Source organism: Sagittula stellata E-37 (genome assembly GCF_039724765.1).
Lineage (GTDB): Bacteria > Pseudomonadota > Alphaproteobacteria > Rhodobacterales > Rhodobacteraceae > Sagittula > Sagittula stellata.
In genome coordinates this window covers 1,694,541-1,711,922 of the sequence record NZ_CP155729.1, presented here as the reverse complement: position 1 = coordinate 1,711,922, position 17,382 = coordinate 1,694,541, and the positions used below count along the sequence as shown (strand labels likewise).

Here is a 17,382-nt window from a genome sequence, read left to right as displayed (position 1 = left end):
GGCACGGCTGCCACAATTCGCGTGCCCGCCGCATGCCCGCACGTCCGTCAGCGGCGGCCGGGGATCCGGCCAACCGGCGCGTGGCAAACGGAAAACCCGGCAGGCATGACCCCCTTGGCCTCTGCCGCGCGCAAAGATACGGTCTCCGCAAAGGAGTCCCCGCATGTTCCAGACCTTCACGGAAACCGCCTCTCCCGACCAGGGGCCTGCCCGCCTGTCCGCCCTTCAGGACCTCATGCGGACCGAAGGCGTCGACGGCGTGCTGGTGCCCCGCTCCGACGCGCACCAGGGCGAATACGTCGCGCCGCACGACGACCGGCTGGCATGGCTTACCGGCTTCACCGGCTCGGCGGGCTGGGCCATCGCCCTGACCGACCGCGCCGCGATCTTCACCGACAGCCGCTACACCGTTCAGGTCAAGGCGCAGACCGACACCGTCTTCGAAAAGGTCGACTGGCCGGGCACTTCGCTGGCCGACTGGCTGGCCGAGGCGCTGCCCGAAGGCCGCCTGGCCTACGATCCGTGGCTGCTGACCGTGGCCGAGCGCCGCCGCCTTGCCGAAAAGCTCCCGAAGCTCACGCTCGTGCCGATGGAGAACCTGATCGACCGCCTGTGGGAGGATCAGCCCGCGCCGCCGATGGGCGCCGTCTTTGCCCAGCCGCTGGAACTGGCAGGCGAAGCGCATGAGGACAAGATCGCCCGCCTGTCGAAGACGCTCGCCCCGGTGGAGGCCGCCGTGATCACCCTGCCGGACAGCCTTGCGTGGCTGCTGAACATCCGCGGCTCGGACATTCCGAAGAACCCGGTGCCGCACGGCTTTGCCCTGCTGAACGCCGATGCCACCGTCGACCTGTTCATCGCCCCCGAAAAGCTGACCGATCTCGGCGACCACCTCGGACCTTCGGTCCGCACCCACGCGCCCGACGCATTCATCCCGGCGCTGAAAGCCCGCGAGGGTATGGTGCGCATCGACCCTGCCTCCTGCCCCGTCGCGGTGCACGAAGCGCTGGCGCAGCCCGTGGAGGGCGAAGACCCCTGCATCCTGCCCAAGGCCTGCAAGAACGCGGCGGAACTCGACGGCACCCGCGCCGCCCACCTGCGCGACGCCTGCGCCATGGTGCGGTTCCTCGCCTGGCTCGATGCACAGGCCCCCGGGTCGCTGACCGAGATCGCCGTCGTCAAGAAGCTGGAGGCCGAGCGCGCCGCCACCAACGCGCTCCGCGACATCTCCTTCGACACCATCGCCGGGACCGGCCCGAACGGCGCCATCGTGCACTACCGCGTGACCGAAAAGACCGACCGCACGGTGGAGGACGGGCACCTCCTGCTGGTCGATTCCGGTGGGCAATACGTCGACGGCACCACCGATATCACCCGCACCATCCCCATCGGCAAACCCACCGCCGAGCACAGGGAGGCGTTCACCCGCGTCCTGAAGGGCATGATCGCGCTCTCGCGCCTGCGTTTCCCGAAGGGCATGGCGGGCCGCGACATCGACGTGCTGGCCCGCGTGGCGTTGTGGGAGGCCGGGCTCGACTATGGTCACGGCACCGGCCACGGCGTCGGCTCCTATCTGTGCGTGCACGAAGGACCGGCCCGCATCGCGCGCACCGGCACCGTGGCTTTCCAACCCGGCATGATCCTGTCGAACGAGCCGGGCTTCTACCGCGAAGGTGCCTTCGGCATCCGGATCGAGAACCTCATCGTGGTGGAGGAGGCCCCCGAACGCCCAGGCCAGACCATCCCGCAGATGTACCGCTTCGAGACGCTGACCCTGGTGCCCATCGACCGTCGCCTGATCGACACGGATCTGCTGTCCGAGGCCGAACGGCAATGGCTCGACGGCTATCACGCCCGGGTGCTGGACACACTGCGCCCGCATGTAGATGATGCCGCAGGTGACTGGTTAGAGCTTGCGTGCCAACCGCTCTGACATGTCTATGTTACAATCGTCGTGCCAAGGAACGGGCACGGACGATGACCTAAGAAAACGACAATCGGAAAATCGAGAGACAGGGGGAAGACAGAAATGACCACGCCCATAACGATCGCGCCCGCCGTGGGCACGTGGGTGGTGCGCGCCGGCGGGGCCGTCCTCGGCGAAAGCTCCCGCGCGCTGGAACTTCGCGAAGGCGATCTGCCGCCGGTGATCTACTTCCCGCGCGAGGACATCGGCATGGCCTTCCTCGACGCCACCGACCACAAGACCACCTGCCCCCACAAGGGCGAGGCGTCCTATTTCTCCATCATGTCCAAGAGCCGCACCTACCAAAACGCGGTCTGGTCCTACGAGAACCCGAAGGACGAGGTGGCGCAGATCAAGGACCACCTCGCCTTTTATGCGCAGGACGGCGTCGACGTCGAACAGGTCTGACAGCGCCGGGACCGCGCAGTCCGGAAGCATCCCGAGCCATTCAAGACGGCGCCCTCCCCGGTGGGCGCCGTTTCACGTTGGCCAGCAGGACGCCGCCGCGCCCGCATCAAGCGCCACACGGATCGCTTGCCGGGCATCGGCCAGGCATCACTGGCGTACGGTCACTGGTCGAGGTATCCGGTCAACCCTTCGGGCACCGGCAACTCCGCCTCGAAACTGCGCTGCAACTCCAGCGCCATCCCCGCGTCCGGTGCAAAGATACCCTCGCCCAGCTTCGGCTTCGGCGTGATGACCGCCCACCCGTCAAGGATATCCGACCGCCGCACGTAGCCGAGGCTCAGCACCAGCCGCGCGGGCGTGCCCACATGCTCGCCCGGCGTCACCGGGCCGCCGTAGGCGGTGAACCGGGCGACGGGCAAGGGCAGGACGATGCTGCGCTCTGCCGTCTCCCCGGTCTCCACCCGAGAGGCATAGGGCGTTTCCGGCTCTTCCAGACGCATGCCCGGCGGCATCGGCTGAACCGCGCGCTGCAAGACCAGCGTGTCGCCATCGAAGAACCTGTAGCTTTCGTCCGGCAGCAGGGTGAACCCCTTCTCCGCCACCGTCCAGAACAGGTCGAAGAGGTAGATCGGACTGTCGTCCGGGTTCGTCACCCGGTAGTCGACCCGAAGCGCATCCTGCGCCACCTCCACTCGGTTCAGTTCGATCATCTCGGCCTCGTGCGTGTCTATCAGTAGAAGGGACGCTTCTCTTCGCCCATCTCTTCGCGGATCTTGTTCTCGGTGAACGGGTCGTCTTCGTAATCGCCCAGCCCGACCGCCTGATGCTCATAGCCCGGAGCGGTGCGGTTGTCGCCGTTCAGATCCTCGTAGGGCAAGGGGTTGCGCCCGTCGTTGGTGCCGTTCGCGTCGTGCAGACTGTGGATCAGCTCGTGCCCGAGGGCAACGGCGGGGTCGCGATTGTGCCAGCCCTCCGACCCGTCCTTGATCTGCTTCTTCTCGGGGTTGAACTTCACCACGCTGGTCGTGCCCGGCCCCGGCTGATCGTTCACCCGGTCATAGGTGCCATCCGCCATGCTGGCCGGGTTCTCGCTGTTGCCGCCGGCGGTCTCGACGATCTCCACCGACTTGCCGGTCTTCTCAAGCTCCAGCAGCAAACCCAGTCCGGTCGGCGTCTTCGACAGCTTCTCCAGCGAGGCATAGGCCTTTTCCTTGAACTCGTCGCTGCCGCTGACGGTGATCGAGGACTCGCCGTTCTTGATGCGCGCCATCAACTCGCGGCGCTTGACCTCCTGAAGGACGGCGCAGATGGCAAGCAATGCAAGCATCGTCCCGCCCCCTCAGCCCGCGACCGAGGCGGCCCAGCGCCGCGTCACTTCGAACATCTTCGCCGCGCGCTCCACACGGCTGACCTCCAGCACGGCGGACAGGACGTGCCGCCACTGCGGATCGGCGAAACAGCCCACCCCCATGAACAGTTGCGCAAGGCAGGCAGGCGCGACGCCCTGCGGCCCGGTGCGATAATGCTCCGCGACCGCGTTCGCCGCCCGCAAAAGCCCGTTCAGGTACAGCTTGTTCTGCTTGGCATAGAGTTCCGGCCACATCTCCGCGACCAGCCGCCAGAAGGCATCGGCGTCCTGCGTCGCATCGGGCAGCGCCCCCGGCTCCAGCGCCGCCAGACGCGTGCAGGCGGCAGGCCGTGCGGCCATGACCGCCGTCTCGTAGCGGTCCAGCCCGGTCCGCAGGTTGGTCAGCCGCCGCGGCAGCGCCAGTTCCTCCGCCGCAAGGTTGGCACCCGCCCAGGGCACCCGCCGGTCGCGGTCGAACTCCAGCCCGAGCACCAGCACCGCGTCGAGACAGAAGTCCATGGCGCGCGGGTCCTCGAAGCCGAAGGCCCGGGCACGCGCCACGATATGGGTGACAAGCTCGTCGGCGCCGCCCGGCCCCATGCGCAGGGTCAGTTCGGGCTGCTCTTCCCGCAGGCGCCGCATCAGGCGCCCGTGCTCGGCCCTGCGCGCCATATCGGCAAAGCCCTGCATCTGGTCGTTCGAAACTCTGAACATCGGAAAATATCCTGTTCTGCAATGGAACGAAGGGTAAGCACGGCTTTGCCACCGGGCAAGCGCCAAAGCCGGACAAGTTCCGTCAAGCCCCTTGTTTCCCTACCTCTCCGGCCACCCGCAGACGCCCGGAACAATCGCTGACAAGGCCGCGTTATTGCATAACAGGGGCACCCGTCCACATGTTGACGGCGTCCGCCATTCGACCCGATGCCACCGGAGACCCGCCCATGACCCGCCTGATCGCCCTGTTCATCGCCTTCTTCACCGCCAGCCAGGCCGCCGCGCTGCAGGCCTGGGTCAATGCTCCCGAAGACGGCTTCCTCAACCTGCGCACCGGCCCCGCGACCTCTTACGAGGTGGTGCGCGAGATGCCGCACGGCTCGCTGGTGACCGTGCTGGAGGATGGCAACTGGTTCAGGGTGCGCGACGCCTACGGCAACACGGGCTTTGCCGCCGCCCGCTACCTGTCCGCCACCGAACCGCGCCCGCGCCGCACCGACGATGCGAACATCGCCTCCCGCGGCGATCATTCGCTATATTCAGGCGAGATCGACCGCGGCGCCGGCACCTATCAGGGCCGGGACGGCACGCGCTACCGCAACGCCGACCGGCGCCATGCCGACGTGCCGCTGGACCGGCTGCCGCAGCTCTACATCAACGCGCCGCAGGCCGGAGCCCTGAACCTGCGCGACGGACCGGGCACCGGCTTCCCGGTGATTGACACCATGACCCAGGGCAGCAGCGTGCGCGTGCTCGACGACAGCCAGACCTGGTACTTGATCCGCCACGAGGACGGTCAGACCGGCTATGCCCACTCGAAGTACCTCTCGCAGACCCGCCAGCCCCTCGCGCCGCGCCCGGACCCGCAGCCCCGCCGTCAGCCCCAACGCCACAACGGCTCCATCATCGTCGAGGCAGAGGACCTTCCCCGCATCCTCGCCAACTGCGCCTTCGTCCGCATCGACCGGCTCGACGCATGCATCATCGACACCATGCGCCGCTGACGGGTCGCCGCCCCGGTCAAGGGCATCTCCCCGAAGGCACCATGCCCCTCATCCGGCCGTTGCCCCCGCAGACCCCTGCGGGGGCATCGTCCTGAACCGGGGATCGGCTCCACCGACCGGGCAGGCAACGATCATGCTTGCACTCGGGAACCGAACCCGTATTTCTTGCGGCACGTCAAACTGGCAGAAGACCCGATGAAATCGACGGACCGAACCATCTGAATACCGCCCTGCGCCAAAGCGCGGGGCCGTTGCGCGCCGCGATCCGCGGCCGCGCCGTATTGTTGCGCATGCAGAGCCGCGCCGCCTCGTTGCGCATGCAGACAAGCCGAACATTCAGAGGTTTCAAATGGAAAACGCCTTCGAGAGCCCGTTCCGCGGCATCACCCTGGACAAACAGGTCACCAATCCCAACATCCGCGTCGGACGATACAGCTACTATTCCGGCTATTATCACGGCCATGGCTTCGACGACTGTGCCCGCTACCTGCCACCGGACGAAGGCGCAGACCGCCTGCTGATCGGCAGCTTCTGCTCCATCGGATCGGGTGCGGCCTTCGTCATGGCCGGCAACCAGGGCCACAGGAACGACTGGATCAGCACCTTTCCCTTCTACTGGATGTCCGAAGTCCCGGCGTTCACGGGCGCCGCAAACGGTTACAGCCCGGCGGGCGATACCATCGTCGGCAACGATGTCTGGATCGGCTCGGAAGCCATCGTGATGCCCGGGATCAGGATCGGCGACGGCGCCGTCATCGGCACGCGCGCAGTGGTGACGCGCGATGTCGCGCCCTACGCCATCGTCGGCGGAAACCCCGCAAGGGAAATCCGAAAACGGTTCAGCGCGCACCGGATCGACCTCCTGCTCGAAATGCGCTGGTGGGCGTGGTCCGACGACCACCTGCACATCGCGATGCCGATCCTGACCAGCAGCGACATCGAAGCGCTGCACGCATACTGGACAGCGCACGTCCGCCCCCCGGCAGAGGCGTAGCCCCGGACCCTCGCCAAGTCTCCCATGGCGAGGGCCAACCTCCGTACGCAAAGCGCACAAAGCGACCCGCCGCCTGTTCCGGTCGGACCGGCCGCCAACACCCGCTTGTCTTGCAGCACCCCAATCCCGAAAGCCCCGCCGCACGCCGCCGCCCCTTCATCTTGGCCCAAATACCTTCGGGGGGACCGGGGGGCAGACAGCCCCCCCGCGCCGGGGGCGCAGCCCCCGGCGGATCGCCTGCCGGAGGCAGGCGAAACCGCACGGCCGCTCTTCAGGAGTGCTCTTCCTCCGCCGTCGCCGCCAGCGCCCGGTTGTAGGCCTTCAGCGCGTCGACGTGGAACAGGGCGCCCTGCAGGACGGGTGCGCCGTCCTCCATCTTCACCACCGGCAGGAAGGCCACGCCCGACCGGTCGAACATGGGCAAGGCCGTCTCCAACGTCGCCGTGGCCTGCACGAACAACTCGCGCTCGATCATCCGCAGGCAGGCCTCCTCGTCGGCGGCGCGCTCGTCGTTGGGCCGGCGCATCACCCCCTGCACCCGGAACATCGCCAGCAGGTAGGCCTGCGGTCCCGCCGCCAGTTGCACCTTGCGCCGCGCAAGCTGCGTCAGGAAGAACGACCGGTCGACCACCCGGCTGGCCAGCGCGGTCGACATCGACACCGACACCATGACCGCCAGCCCGGTTTGCCAGTCGCCGGTCAGCTCGAAGACGATCAGCGTGGTCGAGATCGGCGCCCCCAGCACCGCCGCGGCCACGCCGCCCATCCCGGCCAGCGCATAAAGCGTGAAGGCCGAGGACATCTCCGGTGCCAGCCCGGTGGCGATATGGCCGAACGCCAGCCCCACCAGCGCCCCCACCATCAGCGACGGAGAGAAGATCCCGCCCCCCATGCGCCCGGCCATGGTGATCGACACGGCCGCCACCTTGATCACCGCAAAGACCATGGCCTCGCACATCGTCAGGCTGCCGGTCAGCGCGCGCGAGGTCGTCTCGTACCCCACGCCGATGATATGCGGATAGAAGATCGCGATGGCGCCCAGCAGCAACCCGGCCACCGCGGGCCGCAGCCAGTACGGGAGCCCCAGCTTCTTCTGCAACGCCGTTTCCACGTCGTCGGCAAAGAAGATCGCCCGCATCATCACCACCGCGACGATGCCGCAGACCAGTCCCAGCAGGAAGAACGCCGGCAGTTCGAGGTAGAATTCCACCACCGTCGTCCCCGGCAGGGCGAACTCCGTCACGTCCCCATAGACCAGCCGGTTGATGACCGTTCCCGCCGCGCTGGCCACCACGATGGGCGCGAAGGCGTGCAGCGCGAAGTGCCGCAACACGACCTCCAGCGCAAAGAGCGCCCCGGCGATCGGCGCGTTGAACGAGGCAGAGACCGCGGCAGCGACCGCGCAGCCCAGCAGGTCGCGCCCGGTGATGCCGTCGACTTTCAGCCGGTTGGCGACCCATGTGGCGGCGAGCGAGGCCATGTGCACCACAGGCCCTTCCCGCCCGGTCGACCCACCGGTCGACAACGTGATCCATGAACACACCACCGACACCACGCCCGCGCGCCGCTCGACCCGGCCGTCGTTCAGCGCCGCGCCTTCGATCACGTCGCCGACGGAGCGCACGCGCCCGTCGGTGGTGAATTTCTGCAACAGCGCGCCCACCGCGATGCCGCCCAGCACCGGGATCACCAGCACCCAGGCCCAGTGCAGCTCTCCCGCCCAGCTCGCCAGCATGTTGACGTCGCGGGTGCCGTAGACCGCCGCCTGCAAGGTCTCGACGGCATATCGGAACCCGATGGCGGCAAAGCCCGAGACGAGGCCAAGGAACAGCGCGATGAACCAGAAGCTCACCTGCCCCGGACCATTGTGACGGATCATGTCCCAGCCGCGCGAAAAGTCGCCCTTGATGGTGGCAAGGTGTTGCGCGAATACGCCCGGCACGTCCGTCTCCTCCGATCCGGCGGGTTTCCCCGCCCTGTGTCGCCCGCTAAGATGGCCCACTGTCACTCACCGGAGACCAAGATGCCTATCGAACAGGCGCTCGACGACTTGCAGGCCTTCCTAGGCGAACGTCTAAGCCGGTCCAAGCCCGATCTCGACGCCCATGCCGGATCGGAGTCGTATTTCCCGCCCATAGCCCCCGATGCGGTCGCCTATCCCGAAAACACTGCCGAAGTTTCGCGCATCGCGCAGATCTGCCACGCGCAGGGCGTGCCGATGGTGGGCTTCGGCGCGGGCACCTCGCTCGAAGCGCAGACCCAGGCGCTTCGTGGCGGCGTCTGCGTCGACTTCACCCGCATGAACAGGGTGACCGGGATCCGCCCCGCCGACATGGACGTGACCGTGCAGCCCGGCGTCACGCGCGAGGCCCTGAACGAAGAACTGCGCGCCACCGGCCTGTTCTTCCCGGTCGATCCGGGCGCCAATGCCTCGATCGGCGGCATGGCGATGACCCGCGCGTCCGGCACCACCACGGTCCGCTACGGCACCATGCGCGACAACGTCCTCGCGCTCGAGGCGGTGCTGGCCGACGGCACCGTGATTCGCACCGGCACGCGGGCGCGCAAGTCCTCTGCCGGCTATGACCTGACGGCACTTCTTGTCGGGTCGGAAGGCACCCTCGCCCTCGTCACCGAACTGACCCTCAGGCTCCACGGTATCCCGGAATCGATCTCTGCGGGGATCTGTGCCTTCCCCGACATGACCTCCGCCGTGACCGCCGTGATGGAGACCATCCAGATGGGCCTGCCGCTTGCGAGGATCGAGTTCGCCTGCGCCGCCACCGCCCGCGCCTTCAACGCCTACGCGGGCACCGACATGGCCGAGCAGCCGCACCTCATGGTGGAATTCCACGGCTCGCCCGAAGCGACCGCCCAGGACGCCGAACGCTTCGCCGAGATCGTGGCCGACCACGACGCCTCCCCCTTCCGCTGGTCCGCGAAGACCGAGGAGCGCAACGCGCTCTGGGCCATGCGGCACAACGGCTATTACGCGATCCTCGCCTCGCGCCCCGGCGCGCGCGCCGTGGTCACCGACATCTGCGTGCCGATATCGGAGCTCGCCCGGGCGGTGGAGGAAACGCAGGCCGACATCGCCGCCTCGAACATCGCCGGGCCGATCCTCGGCCATGTCGGCGACGGCAACTTCCACGCCATCCTGCTTCTGGACCCCGAAAAGCCCTCCGACCTCGACGAGGCCAAGGGGATCTCCGCCCGCATGGCCGAACGCGCCCTGCGACTCGGCGGCACCTGCACCGGAGAACACGGGGTCGGCGTTGGCAAGAAACCCTTCATGGAAGCCGAGCACGGCGCCGCCTGGGGTGTCATGGGCACGCTCAAGGCCGCGCTCGACCCCACCGGCATCCTGAACCCCGGCAAGCTGGTGCCCGACACCTGACGCAGGGGCGATGCGCGCGGCGTCAGGCGGCCAGGCGGAAGATCAGCGCCTCCGCCCGCGCCGCCCGTGCCGCCCGCGTGTCGGCGTCCGGGGGGGCCAGGGCCCCCGTGACGCAGCGCACCTGCAGGTCGCCCACCAAAAGGTCGATCCAAAGCGTGGCCACCTCCTCCGCCGGCCCGGACAGGCGTCCATCCGCGACCAGCCGCGCAAAGGCGCCCGCCACGCGGGGAAAGACGGCCCCCCGCCCGGCCTCCGCCAGAACGCTCCCCAACTGCCCCGAGACGTCCGAGGCCGCCGCCCGGTTCAGCGCCAGCGCCTCGGGCGACAGCAACATCTCCAACAGCGCCTCCCCCAACCGCTGCAATCCGTCGTCCCCGGCGGTCAACCCGTCCAGCCGGGTGAGCACACGGTCGGCATTGCGCGCGATCAGCATGGCGAACAGGCCCGTCTTGTCGCCGTACCAGCGATAGAGCGTCTCGTTCGACGCCTTCGCGCGCTTGGCCACGGCCAGCATAGACATGCCCTGCGCGCCCTTCTCCGCCAGCAGCGCATAGGCCGCGGCGGCGATCTGCGCTTCGCGCGCCTCCCTGTTTTCCGCCTTCATGCACGCCCCCGCAAAGTGTCTTGACGATAACCGTACACATGATTACGGAATTAAGCAAGCGTACACCAAATTACGGAAAGGACACGGCATGGCCGATACCGCCCCCACCCGCGCCGCGCTCGCCGCGCTGATCGCCATACACGGATTGATGCTCTTCGCGCTTTACACGCAGACGCCGCCGCATCCGCCGCTGGACACACCGCTTTTCGCTCTGGGACCTTTCCTGACGGCCACGCTGGCCGCGTGCGTCGCCGCATGGATCATGGCGGACCGGCCGCGCGGCGGCCCCGTCCTGCAGGTCGTGGCGGCGCTGCTCGCGCTGATCTCTCTCGGACCGCAAAAATACGTGGACCCGGCCTTCCCCGGCATCTGGCCGGCGGTGATCGCGGGGCAGATCGCCATAGCCACCTTGCTGGTGCAGGCCGCGCGGGCGTTCAGGATCGGGAAGGACAGCGCGCCCCGATGACCGGGGCGTGGCCGGGAGGGTGGGCCGCCGGGGACCGCAAGGGCCCCGGTCAGGGCGCGCCCGGAGGCCGCGCCTAGCCCGCCAGAAGCGACCGGGCGGCGGCACGCGCCGCGTCAGTGACCGTGTCGCCGGACAGCATCCGCGCCAGCTCCGTCTCGCGCGCGCCAGCGTCCAGCGCCACGACCTCCGACAGGGTCATGCCATCCTCGACCCGTTTCGCCACGCGCCAATGGTGCGCGCCAAGCGCCGCGACCTGCGGCGAATGCGTCACCACCAGCACCTGCCCGTCCTCCGCCAGCGCCTTGAGCCGCCGCCCCACGGCATCGGCGGTGGCCCCGCCCACGCCACGGTCGATCTCGTCGAAGATCATCGTCACGCCCTGCCCCGCCTGCACATGAAGCGCGACTTTCAAAGCCAGAAGAAACCGCGACAATTCCCCGCCCGAGGCGATCCGGTTCAACGCTCCCGCAGGCGCGCCCGGGTTGGTGGCCACGCGGAAGGTCACCGCGTCGCGCCCCTCCGGACCGGGCGTGGCCTCCGCCACCTCCGTTTCGAACACCGCGCGGCCCATCTTCAGCGGTTCAAGCTCTGCCGCCACCGCTGTGTCCAGCCGCCGGGCCGCATCGCGGCGCAGGGCGGTCAGCCGACCCGACGCATCGTCGAAACGCGCCTCCGCCTCGCGGATCGATTTGGTCCATTCGCCCAGCCGGGCCTCGCCCGCGTCCAGCGCTTCCAGCCGCTCCGACAAGGACGCGGCCAACCCCGGCAACTCGTCGGACATCACCTGATGTTTCCGCGCCAGCCCCCTGATCGCGAACAACCTTTCCTCGCAGGCTTCAAGCTCTGCCGGGTTGAAGTCCAGCGCGTCGAGGCACTCCGCGACACCGCGCGCCGCCTCGTCCAGTTCCGCCATGGCGCGGGCCAGCGCCTCGATCGGTGCGTCCAGCCGGCCCGACGCCTTGTCCGCCGCGCCGTCCAGCCAGCGCAGCGCGCTCGACATCGCGCCTTCCGCGCCCTCGTACCCCAAAGCCGCCGAGGCCTGCACGATGTCCTCGCGGATCTTCTCGGCAGCCTGCATCATCCGCCGCTGCGAATCCAGCGCCTCCTCTTCGCCCTCTTCGGGTGCGAGCGTCTCCAGTTCGGCCACCGAATGCCGCAGGAATCCCTCTTCGGCGCGCACCGCGTCCATCGCCTTCTGCGCGTCCGCCAGCCCCTTCCGGGCGGTGGCCAGGGCACGCCAGGCGTCGCGCACCTCGGCCTGCAGGTCCCCGGCCACGGCGTAGTCGTCCAGGATCGCGCGATGGCCCTTCGGATCCAGCAACCCCTTGTCGTCGTGCTGTCCGTGCAGCTCCACCAGCGTGTCCGACAGGCGCCGCAGCACGTCGCCCGACACCCGCCGGTCATTGGCCCAACCGGTCTTGCGCCCGTCCGCCGTGTTCACCCGCCGCAAAATCAGCTCGTCGCCCGCAGGCAGCCCCGCTTCCTCCAGCACGCCCCGCGCGGCATGGTCCGGTGCAAGGTCGAAGACCGCAACGACCTCTCCCTGCTCGGCGCCCGCGCGCACCAGCTCGGCGCGGCCACGCCAGCCCAGCACAAACCCCAAGGAATCCAGAAGGATCGACTTGCCTGCCCCGGTTTCACCGGTCAGCACGTTGAGACCCGGCTGGAAGTCGAGATCCAGCCGGTCGATGATCAGCATGTCGCGGATTTCAAGCGCCCGAAGCATGTCCAGCCGTAGGGTGGGTGTTCAGCCCACCATCCCTCAAAGCCACTGGCCGCGCACCATCTGGCGATAAACCTTGCCCAACCAGTTGTTGTCGAACGCGCGCGGTTCCAGCCCCTGCTTCGTGAGAAGCTGGTAGCTGTCCTCGTACCACTCGGTCGATTGGTAGTTGTAACCGAGGATCGCGGCGGCCGTCTGCGCCTCTTCGACAAGACCCAGCGACAGGTAGGCCTCAACCAACCGGTGCAGCGCCTCCGGCGTATGGGTCGTGGTCTGGAAGTCTTCCACCACCACACGGAACCGCGAAATCGCCGCGCCGAAGTGGTCGCGCTTCAGATAGTAGCGTCCGATCTCCATCTCCTTGCCCGCGAGGTGATCGAAGGCGAGGTCGAATTTCAGGATCGAGGAACGCGCGTATTCGCTGTCCGGATACCGTTCGATCACCGCCCGCAGCGCCTGCAACGCCTGGAACGTCAGGCCCTGGTCGCGGCCCACCAGTTCGATCTGGTCGTAATAGCTCAGCGCCAGAAGGTACTGTGCATAGGCCGCGTCGTCATCGGACGGGTAGAAATCGATGTAACGCTGCGCCGCGCCGCGCGCGTTCTCGTAGTCCTTGTTCTTGTGGTAAGAATAGGCCTGCATGATCAGCGCGCGCTTGGCCCAGTCAGAGTACGGATACAGGCGCTCGACCTCGCCGAAGTAGAAGGCGCCGTCCTCGTAGTCCTTGCGCGACATCTCGTATTCGCCGCGCTCGTAGATCTGCTTGGCCGTGTAGGTCTCCAGCGGCTGGCCGTCCGGCCCGACATCCTTGCGCTTGAGTTCGCCGCAGCCCGACAAAAGCAGAGCCGCTACGCTCACCCCGAACACCAAAGCCCGCGATCTGCCCCCTGTCATCACACCGTCCTTCGTTCTTCTCGAACCCTTTGCGCCCACTTGCATAAAGGCCCCGTTGCGCAGGGTCTAGCACAGAAAATCGGCGGGCAAAACGCCCTATTGGCCCCCGGCCTGTCAATCCATCGCAAGATATTGCCGGTCGGCACCAGAGCGTTCCACAACATGTGGAAAGCGCCGGTTTCAGCAACCGGCGCAATACACATATCTGTCATAACTCATGTGGATAAGCGGATCAGGCGACCGCGGGAATCTCGTCCTGGACCACACCTGCACCCGGCAGGGTTGCAGCGGTCGCCGTGTCGCACTCCACGATGCGCCAGGCATCGGCGTCTTCGAACAGCGCGTGCAGCAGCGCATTGGTCATGGCGTGACCGGCCTTGTGGCCTTCGTAAAGGCCAAGGATCGGCGCACCGGCCAGCGCCAGATCCCCCAGCGCATCCAGCATCTTGTGGCGCACGGCTTCATCGGCATGGCGGAAACCGCCGGGCGACAAGACCTTGTCGCCATCGACCACGACCGCGTTCTCGTAGGTGCCGCCAAGCGCCTTGCCCGCCTTCTGCATCGCGTCCACGTCGGAGGCGCGGCAGAAGGTGCGGCAATCGCTAAGTTCCCGCACGAACGTCCCGTTGGCCAGGTTCAGGCGTTTTTCCTGCACGCCAATGGCTCGGTCGGCAAAATCGATGCGGAACACCATGTCCAGCCCCTGCCCGGTCTTCGACGGCGACAGGCGCGCCCAGCCACCGTTCGTTTCCACGGTGACGGGCTTCAGGATCTCGATCGCGCGCACCGGGGCGCCTTGCACACGCAAGCCCGCGTCGAGGATGCCGCGCACGAACGGCACGCTCGACCCGTCGAGGATCGGCGCCTCGGGTCCGTCGATCTCGACCAGCGCGTTGTGCACGCCGCAGCCGGCCAGCGCCGCCATGACGTGTTCTACGGTCGATACGGACACACCGGCCCGGTTCTGGATCAGTGTGCACAGCGGAGAGCGCACGACCGCATCCCAGCGCGCCGGGATCATCGTGTCGCCAAGATCGACGTCGGTGCGTTTGAACCAGATGCCACGGTGCGCCACCGCCGGACGGATGGTCAGGCGGGCGGGCCGGCCGGAATGCAGGCCGATGCCGTCGAAGCTGATCGCTGAGCGGATGGTGGTTTGCACGTCGACTTCCCGAATTTGTGATGCGCACCGTCTGACAGGCGCGTCGTTGTTCAATGGGATAAAGCGCGGGTGGCCAAGGTCTCAAATCAAAGTTTGTAACCGAGTGAAACATCCCCCCGCCGCCCTAGGCGCCCCCCCGCCTCCGCGCATGGGCACCTCAGGCAACCCGTTGGAATACTTTAATAAACGCACCGTCCCTACCAGGGAAAAAACAGGCGCTATCCACAGCAATGTGACCGCATTTTTCCACCTTTGTGGCAAAAGCCGCGTGTTGCAGGACGACAAAGACAGGATGCGCCCCTCTGTTATCTCCCTGCAGGTCACCCGTGTCAGACCGACACGATTCCCCAAGCACCATCGGGGGAAGGCCATGAACGATCAGGGATTTAGGCGCCGTCCTTCGCGTTAACGCGCCCCTGTCGGGCCACCTGCCCGCCCACACAAAGGTAAAGGAAAAGGAAAGGCGCCCCCTGTTGCCAGAGGGCGCCGTCCACGAGGGTCTCGGGCAAGCCGAGGGTAGTAGCGTGTCCGCCTCAGTTCGCCTGACGGCGCAGGAAGGCCGGGATTTCGATACGGTCTTCTTCCGGATCCGCCTCGGGTGCCGGGGCCGGAGCGGGGCGCTGCGCCTGCATCGGCGGCTGGCGGCGCGCCGGCTGCGATTGCGGCTGAGCGGCCTCGGAGCCGTGCCCGGTCATGCGGCCGATCAACGAATTGACGCTGAAGCGCGGCTTGTCTTCCGATGCGTGCGCCGGGATGGCGCCGTGCTGGCGGACGGTTTCTTCGCGGGTCCGGGCAGCGGCCGCCTTCAGGCGATCCAGCGTGTCCGGGCTCGGCACGCCCGGGGCGGGCTTGCGCGGTGCGATGAAGTCGTTCGGATCGGCTTCGATGCTGTCGGGCTGCGGGCGGAAATCGGCAACCTGCGGCTGGTAGGCCGGCGGCGGCAGGCCGTCGTCCTGCGTCGCCGGAGCGGCCGGAGTCTGCGCCTCGTCCTCGAAGATGTCCTCCATCTCGTCCTGGGCCGCGGCGCGTTCCGCGTCCAGCTCGCCGAACAGCGGTGCCTGCACCGGCTGCGCGGCGGGTGCGGTCTTTGCGACAACAGGTTCCGGAGCGCGCTGCTGCGGTGCGGGGGCCGGTTCGGCCTCGGCTTCCTGCTGGCGCAGCGGCTGGGACAGCTTGCGGCGCGGCACCGGCATGTCGCCGACGTTGTCGGACGCGTCGATCCCGGTCGCCACGACGGACACGCGCATCAGGCCGCCCATGCCTTCGTCCAGCGTCGAGCCGACGATGATGTTGGCGTCCTGGTCCACTTCCTCGCGGATGCGGTTCGCCGCCTCGTCCAGCTCGAACAGGGTCAGGTCGGCACCGCCGGTGATGTTGATCAGCACGCCCTTGGCGCCTTTCAGGCTGATCTCGTCCAGCAGCGGGTTCGCTATAGCCTTCTCGGCCGCCTGGATTGCGCGATCTTCGCCCTCGGCCTCGCCGGTGCCCATCATCGCCTTGCCCATCTCGTCCATCACCGCGCGCACGTCGGCGAAGTCGAGGTTGATGAGACCCGGACGGACCATCAGGTCGGTCACGCCCTTGACGCCCTGATAGAGCACGTCGTCCGCCATCGAGAACGCTTCGGTGAAGGTCGTCTTCTCGTTGGCGAGCCGGAACAGGTTCTGGTTCGGAATGATGATCAGCGTGTCGACCATCTTCTGCAGCGTGTCGACGCCTTCCTCGGCCTGGCGCATCCGCTTGGCGCCTTCGAACTGGAAAGGTTTCGTGACCACACCGACGGTTAGCACGCCAAGTTCACGCGCTGCCTGAGCAATGATCGGCGCCGCACCCGTCCCGGTGCCGCCGCCCATGCCCGCCGTGATGAAGCACATGTGCGCGCCGGCGAGGTGATCCACGATCTGTTCGATCGACTCTTCGGCGGCCGCAGCGCCAACCGACGCCCGCGCCCCTGCGCCGAGACCCTCGGTCACTTTCACGCCCAGCTGGATGCGGCTCTGAGACATGCTCTGCTGCAGCGCCTGCGCGTCGGTGTTGGCCACCACGAAGTCCACGCCTTCGAGGTTCTTTTCGATCATGTTGTTGACGGCGTTGCCGCCTGCCCCGCCCACGCCGAAGACCGTGATGCGCGGCTTCAATTCATCCTGTCCGGGCATGGATAGGTTCAGTGCCATGGTGTCGTCCGCCTGTGTTCTTGTCGTGTGTGTCTTTTCGACCCGTCCAGGCACGTCGTCGGCCTGTTAGGGTTCAGTTTACTCACTGCAAGCCCGATCGTCACGCAAAAATCAGCAGATTCCCACCAAATATGCCACATTTCCGCCCAGTTTCCGCGAGTATTCGCCGAAAGCGCGATATCCAGTGGTCCGCCGCATCCTGGGCACAAGCACGACAAAGCCACCACCCGCGGGGCGGCGACTCGAATTCGGTGTTTCAAGGATCCTGCCCGATCCTCCTGCGGCGGTTCTCCCGCGCTTATGCACTGATTTGTTAACAGGACCGCGCGGCGGCGTCACGCGAAAAAACACGCCTGCGGCCAAAGAGCTCCGGCACCTGCGGAAACGCCTGGGCGCCGAGCCTGCCATCCGCTGATGCCCTGAAACTCCCGCGAGAAAATCCGGCTGTCGCCCGCTCGGGCGCGCGCCCGAGGCAACAGGGTTTTCGACGAAAATCCTCAACCCGCCGCCATCAACGGCGCCGTGCCG

At 67.4% G+C, this 17,382-nt stretch carries 15 protein-coding genes; 6 read left to right on the top strand and 9 right to left on the bottom strand.

The window, feature by feature from the left end:
* Window positions 1-163 precede the first annotated feature (163 nt).
* Window positions 164-1,933 carry an aminopeptidase P family protein gene (locus tag ABFK29_RS08195; RefSeq protein WP_005856894.1) on the top strand — a complete coding sequence of 590 codons (1,770 nt, stop codon included), beginning with the start codon at window positions 164-166 and terminating at the stop codon, window positions 1,931-1,933.
* Between the two features lie 96 nt (window positions 1,934-2,029).
* Window positions 2,030-2,374: a DUF427 domain-containing protein gene (locus tag ABFK29_RS08190; RefSeq protein ID WP_005856892.1), complete on the top strand. Its 345-nt coding sequence runs from the start codon at window positions 2,030-2,032 to the stop codon at window positions 2,372-2,374.
* Window positions 2,375-2,535: 161 nt separating this feature from the next.
* Here ABFK29_RS08190 and ABFK29_RS08185 read toward each other — a convergent pair whose 3' ends face one another.
* From ABFK29_RS08185 to ABFK29_RS08175, 3 genes are read right to left on the bottom strand one after another with little or no spacing between them, the layout of a single operon-like run.
* Window positions 2,536-3,084: a hypothetical protein gene (locus ABFK29_RS08185; protein ID WP_005856890.1), complete on the bottom strand. Its 549-nt coding sequence runs from the start codon at window positions 3,082-3,084 to the stop codon at window positions 2,536-2,538.
* A gap of 20 nt (window positions 3,085-3,104) precedes the next feature.
* Window positions 3,105-3,701 (bottom strand): M91 family zinc metallopeptidase, encoded by a 597-nt coding sequence (locus ABFK29_RS08180; protein ID WP_005856888.1) that lies wholly within the window; start codon window positions 3,699-3,701, stop codon window positions 3,105-3,107.
* A gap of 12 nt (window positions 3,702-3,713) precedes the next feature.
* Window positions 3,714-4,436 carry a hypothetical protein gene (locus tag ABFK29_RS08175; RefSeq protein WP_005856886.1) on the bottom strand — a complete coding sequence of 241 codons (723 nt, stop codon included), beginning with the start codon at window positions 4,434-4,436 and terminating at the stop codon, window positions 3,714-3,716.
* A gap of 227 nt (window positions 4,437-4,663) precedes the next feature.
* Here ABFK29_RS08175 and ABFK29_RS08170 point away from each other — a divergent pair, with 227 nt between their 5' ends.
* The gene (locus tag ABFK29_RS08170) at window positions 4,664-5,440 is read left to right on the top strand and encodes an SH3 domain-containing protein (protein WP_040604265.1); all 777 of its coding nucleotides are present in this window, start codon (window positions 4,664-4,666) and stop codon (window positions 5,438-5,440) included.
* Window positions 5,441-5,789: 349 nt separating this feature from the next.
* The gene (gene catB / locus ABFK29_RS08165) at window positions 5,790-6,434 is read left to right on the top strand and encodes a type B chloramphenicol O-acetyltransferase (protein ID WP_005856882.1); all 645 of its coding nucleotides are present in this window, start codon (window positions 5,790-5,792) and stop codon (window positions 6,432-6,434) included.
* Between the two features lie 271 nt (window positions 6,435-6,705).
* On the opposite strand, the gene ABFK29_RS08160 is transcribed toward catB, so the two are convergent.
* A complete protein-coding gene (locus tag ABFK29_RS08160) occupies window positions 6,706-8,313 on the bottom strand; it encodes a chloride channel protein (protein WP_083803428.1) in 1,608 nt (535 codons plus the stop codon).
* A 144-nt stretch (window positions 8,314-8,457) separates the two neighbouring features.
* On the opposite strand from ABFK29_RS08160, the gene ABFK29_RS08155 reads away from it, so the two are divergent.
* Window positions 8,458-9,831, top strand: coding sequence for an FAD-binding oxidoreductase (locus ABFK29_RS08155; protein WP_040604264.1), 1,374 nt, complete (start codon window positions 8,458-8,460; stop codon window positions 9,829-9,831).
* A 22-nt stretch (window positions 9,832-9,853) separates the two neighbouring features.
* On the opposite strand, the gene ABFK29_RS08150 is transcribed toward ABFK29_RS08155, so the two are convergent.
* On the bottom strand, window positions 9,854-10,435 hold the full coding sequence (locus ABFK29_RS08150) for a TetR/AcrR family transcriptional regulator C-terminal domain-containing protein (protein WP_005856876.1): 582 nt from the start codon (window positions 10,433-10,435) through the stop codon (window positions 9,854-9,856).
* An 88-nt stretch (window positions 10,436-10,523) separates the two neighbouring features.
* On the opposite strand from ABFK29_RS08150, the gene ABFK29_RS08145 reads away from it, so the two are divergent.
* Window positions 10,524-10,901 carry a hypothetical protein gene (locus tag ABFK29_RS08145; RefSeq protein WP_005856874.1) on the top strand — a complete coding sequence of 126 codons (378 nt, stop codon included), beginning with the start codon at window positions 10,524-10,526 and terminating at the stop codon, window positions 10,899-10,901.
* A 73-nt stretch (window positions 10,902-10,974) separates the two neighbouring features.
* On the opposite strand, the gene recN is transcribed toward ABFK29_RS08145, so the two are convergent.
* From recN to ftsZ, 4 genes are all read right to left on the bottom strand, one after another.
* Entirely contained in the window at window positions 10,975-12,627 is a 1,653-nt protein-coding gene (gene recN / locus ABFK29_RS08140; protein WP_005856872.1) for a DNA repair protein RecN, read from the bottom strand.
* A 36-nt stretch (window positions 12,628-12,663) separates the two neighbouring features.
* The gene (locus tag ABFK29_RS08135; protein WP_040604263.1) at window positions 12,664-13,518 is read right to left on the bottom strand and encodes an outer membrane protein assembly factor BamD; all 855 of its coding nucleotides are present in this window, start codon (window positions 13,516-13,518) and stop codon (window positions 12,664-12,666) included.
* Window positions 13,519-13,750: 232 nt separating this feature from the next.
* A complete protein-coding gene (lpxC, locus tag ABFK29_RS08130) occupies window positions 13,751-14,680 on the bottom strand; it encodes a UDP-3-O-acyl-N-acetylglucosamine deacetylase (RefSeq protein ID WP_005856868.1) in 930 nt (309 codons plus the stop codon).
* Window positions 14,681-15,213: 533 nt separating this feature from the next.
* Entirely contained in the window at window positions 15,214-16,854 is a 1,641-nt protein-coding gene (gene ftsZ, locus ABFK29_RS08125) for a cell division protein FtsZ (RefSeq protein ID WP_005856864.1), read from the bottom strand.
* Between the last annotated feature and the right edge of the window lie 528 nt (window positions 16,855-17,382).

Bases quoted from the DNA above. Each gene is read 5' to 3' on its own strand.
- ABFK29_RS08195 (WP_005856894.1), top strand. From the start codon at position 164: ATGTTCCAGACCTTCACGGAAACCGCCTCTCCCGACCAGGGGCCTGCC.
- ABFK29_RS08190 (WP_005856892.1), top strand. From the start codon at position 2,030: ATGACCACGCCCATAACGATCGCGCCCGCCGTGGGCACGTGGGTGGTG.
- ABFK29_RS08185 (WP_005856890.1), bottom strand. From the start codon at position 3,084: ATGATCGAACTGAACCGAGTGGAGGTGGCGCAGGATGCGCTTCGGGTC.
- ABFK29_RS08180 (WP_005856888.1), bottom strand. From the start codon at position 3,701: ATGCTTGCATTGCTTGCCATCTGCGCCGTCCTTCAGGAGGTCAAGCGC.
- ABFK29_RS08175 (WP_005856886.1), bottom strand. From the start codon at position 4,436: ATGTTCAGAGTTTCGAACGACCAGATGCAGGGCTTTGCCGATATGGCG.
- ABFK29_RS08170 (WP_040604265.1), top strand. From the start codon at position 4,664: ATGACCCGCCTGATCGCCCTGTTCATCGCCTTCTTCACCGCCAGCCAG.
- catB (WP_005856882.1), top strand. From the start codon at position 5,790: ATGGAAAACGCCTTCGAGAGCCCGTTCCGCGGCATCACCCTGGACAAA.
- ABFK29_RS08160 (WP_083803428.1), bottom strand. From the start codon at position 8,313: ATGATCCGTCACAATGGTCCGGGGCAGGTGAGCTTCTGGTTCATCGCG.
- ABFK29_RS08155 (WP_040604264.1), top strand. From the start codon at position 8,458: ATGCCTATCGAACAGGCGCTCGACGACTTGCAGGCCTTCCTAGGCGAA.
- ABFK29_RS08150 (WP_005856876.1), bottom strand. From the start codon at position 10,435: ATGAAGGCGGAAAACAGGGAGGCGCGCGAAGCGCAGATCGCCGCCGCG.
- ABFK29_RS08145 (WP_005856874.1), top strand. From the start codon at position 10,524: ATGGCCGATACCGCCCCCACCCGCGCCGCGCTCGCCGCGCTGATCGCC.
- recN (WP_005856872.1), bottom strand. From the start codon at position 12,627: ATGCTTCGGGCGCTTGAAATCCGCGACATGCTGATCATCGACCGGCTG.
- ABFK29_RS08135 (WP_040604263.1), bottom strand. From the start codon at position 13,518: ATGACAGGGGGCAGATCGCGGGCTTTGGTGTTCGGGGTGAGCGTAGCG.
- ftsZ (WP_005856864.1), bottom strand. From the start codon at position 16,854: ATGGCACTGAACCTATCCATGCCCGGACAGGATGAATTGAAGCCGCGC.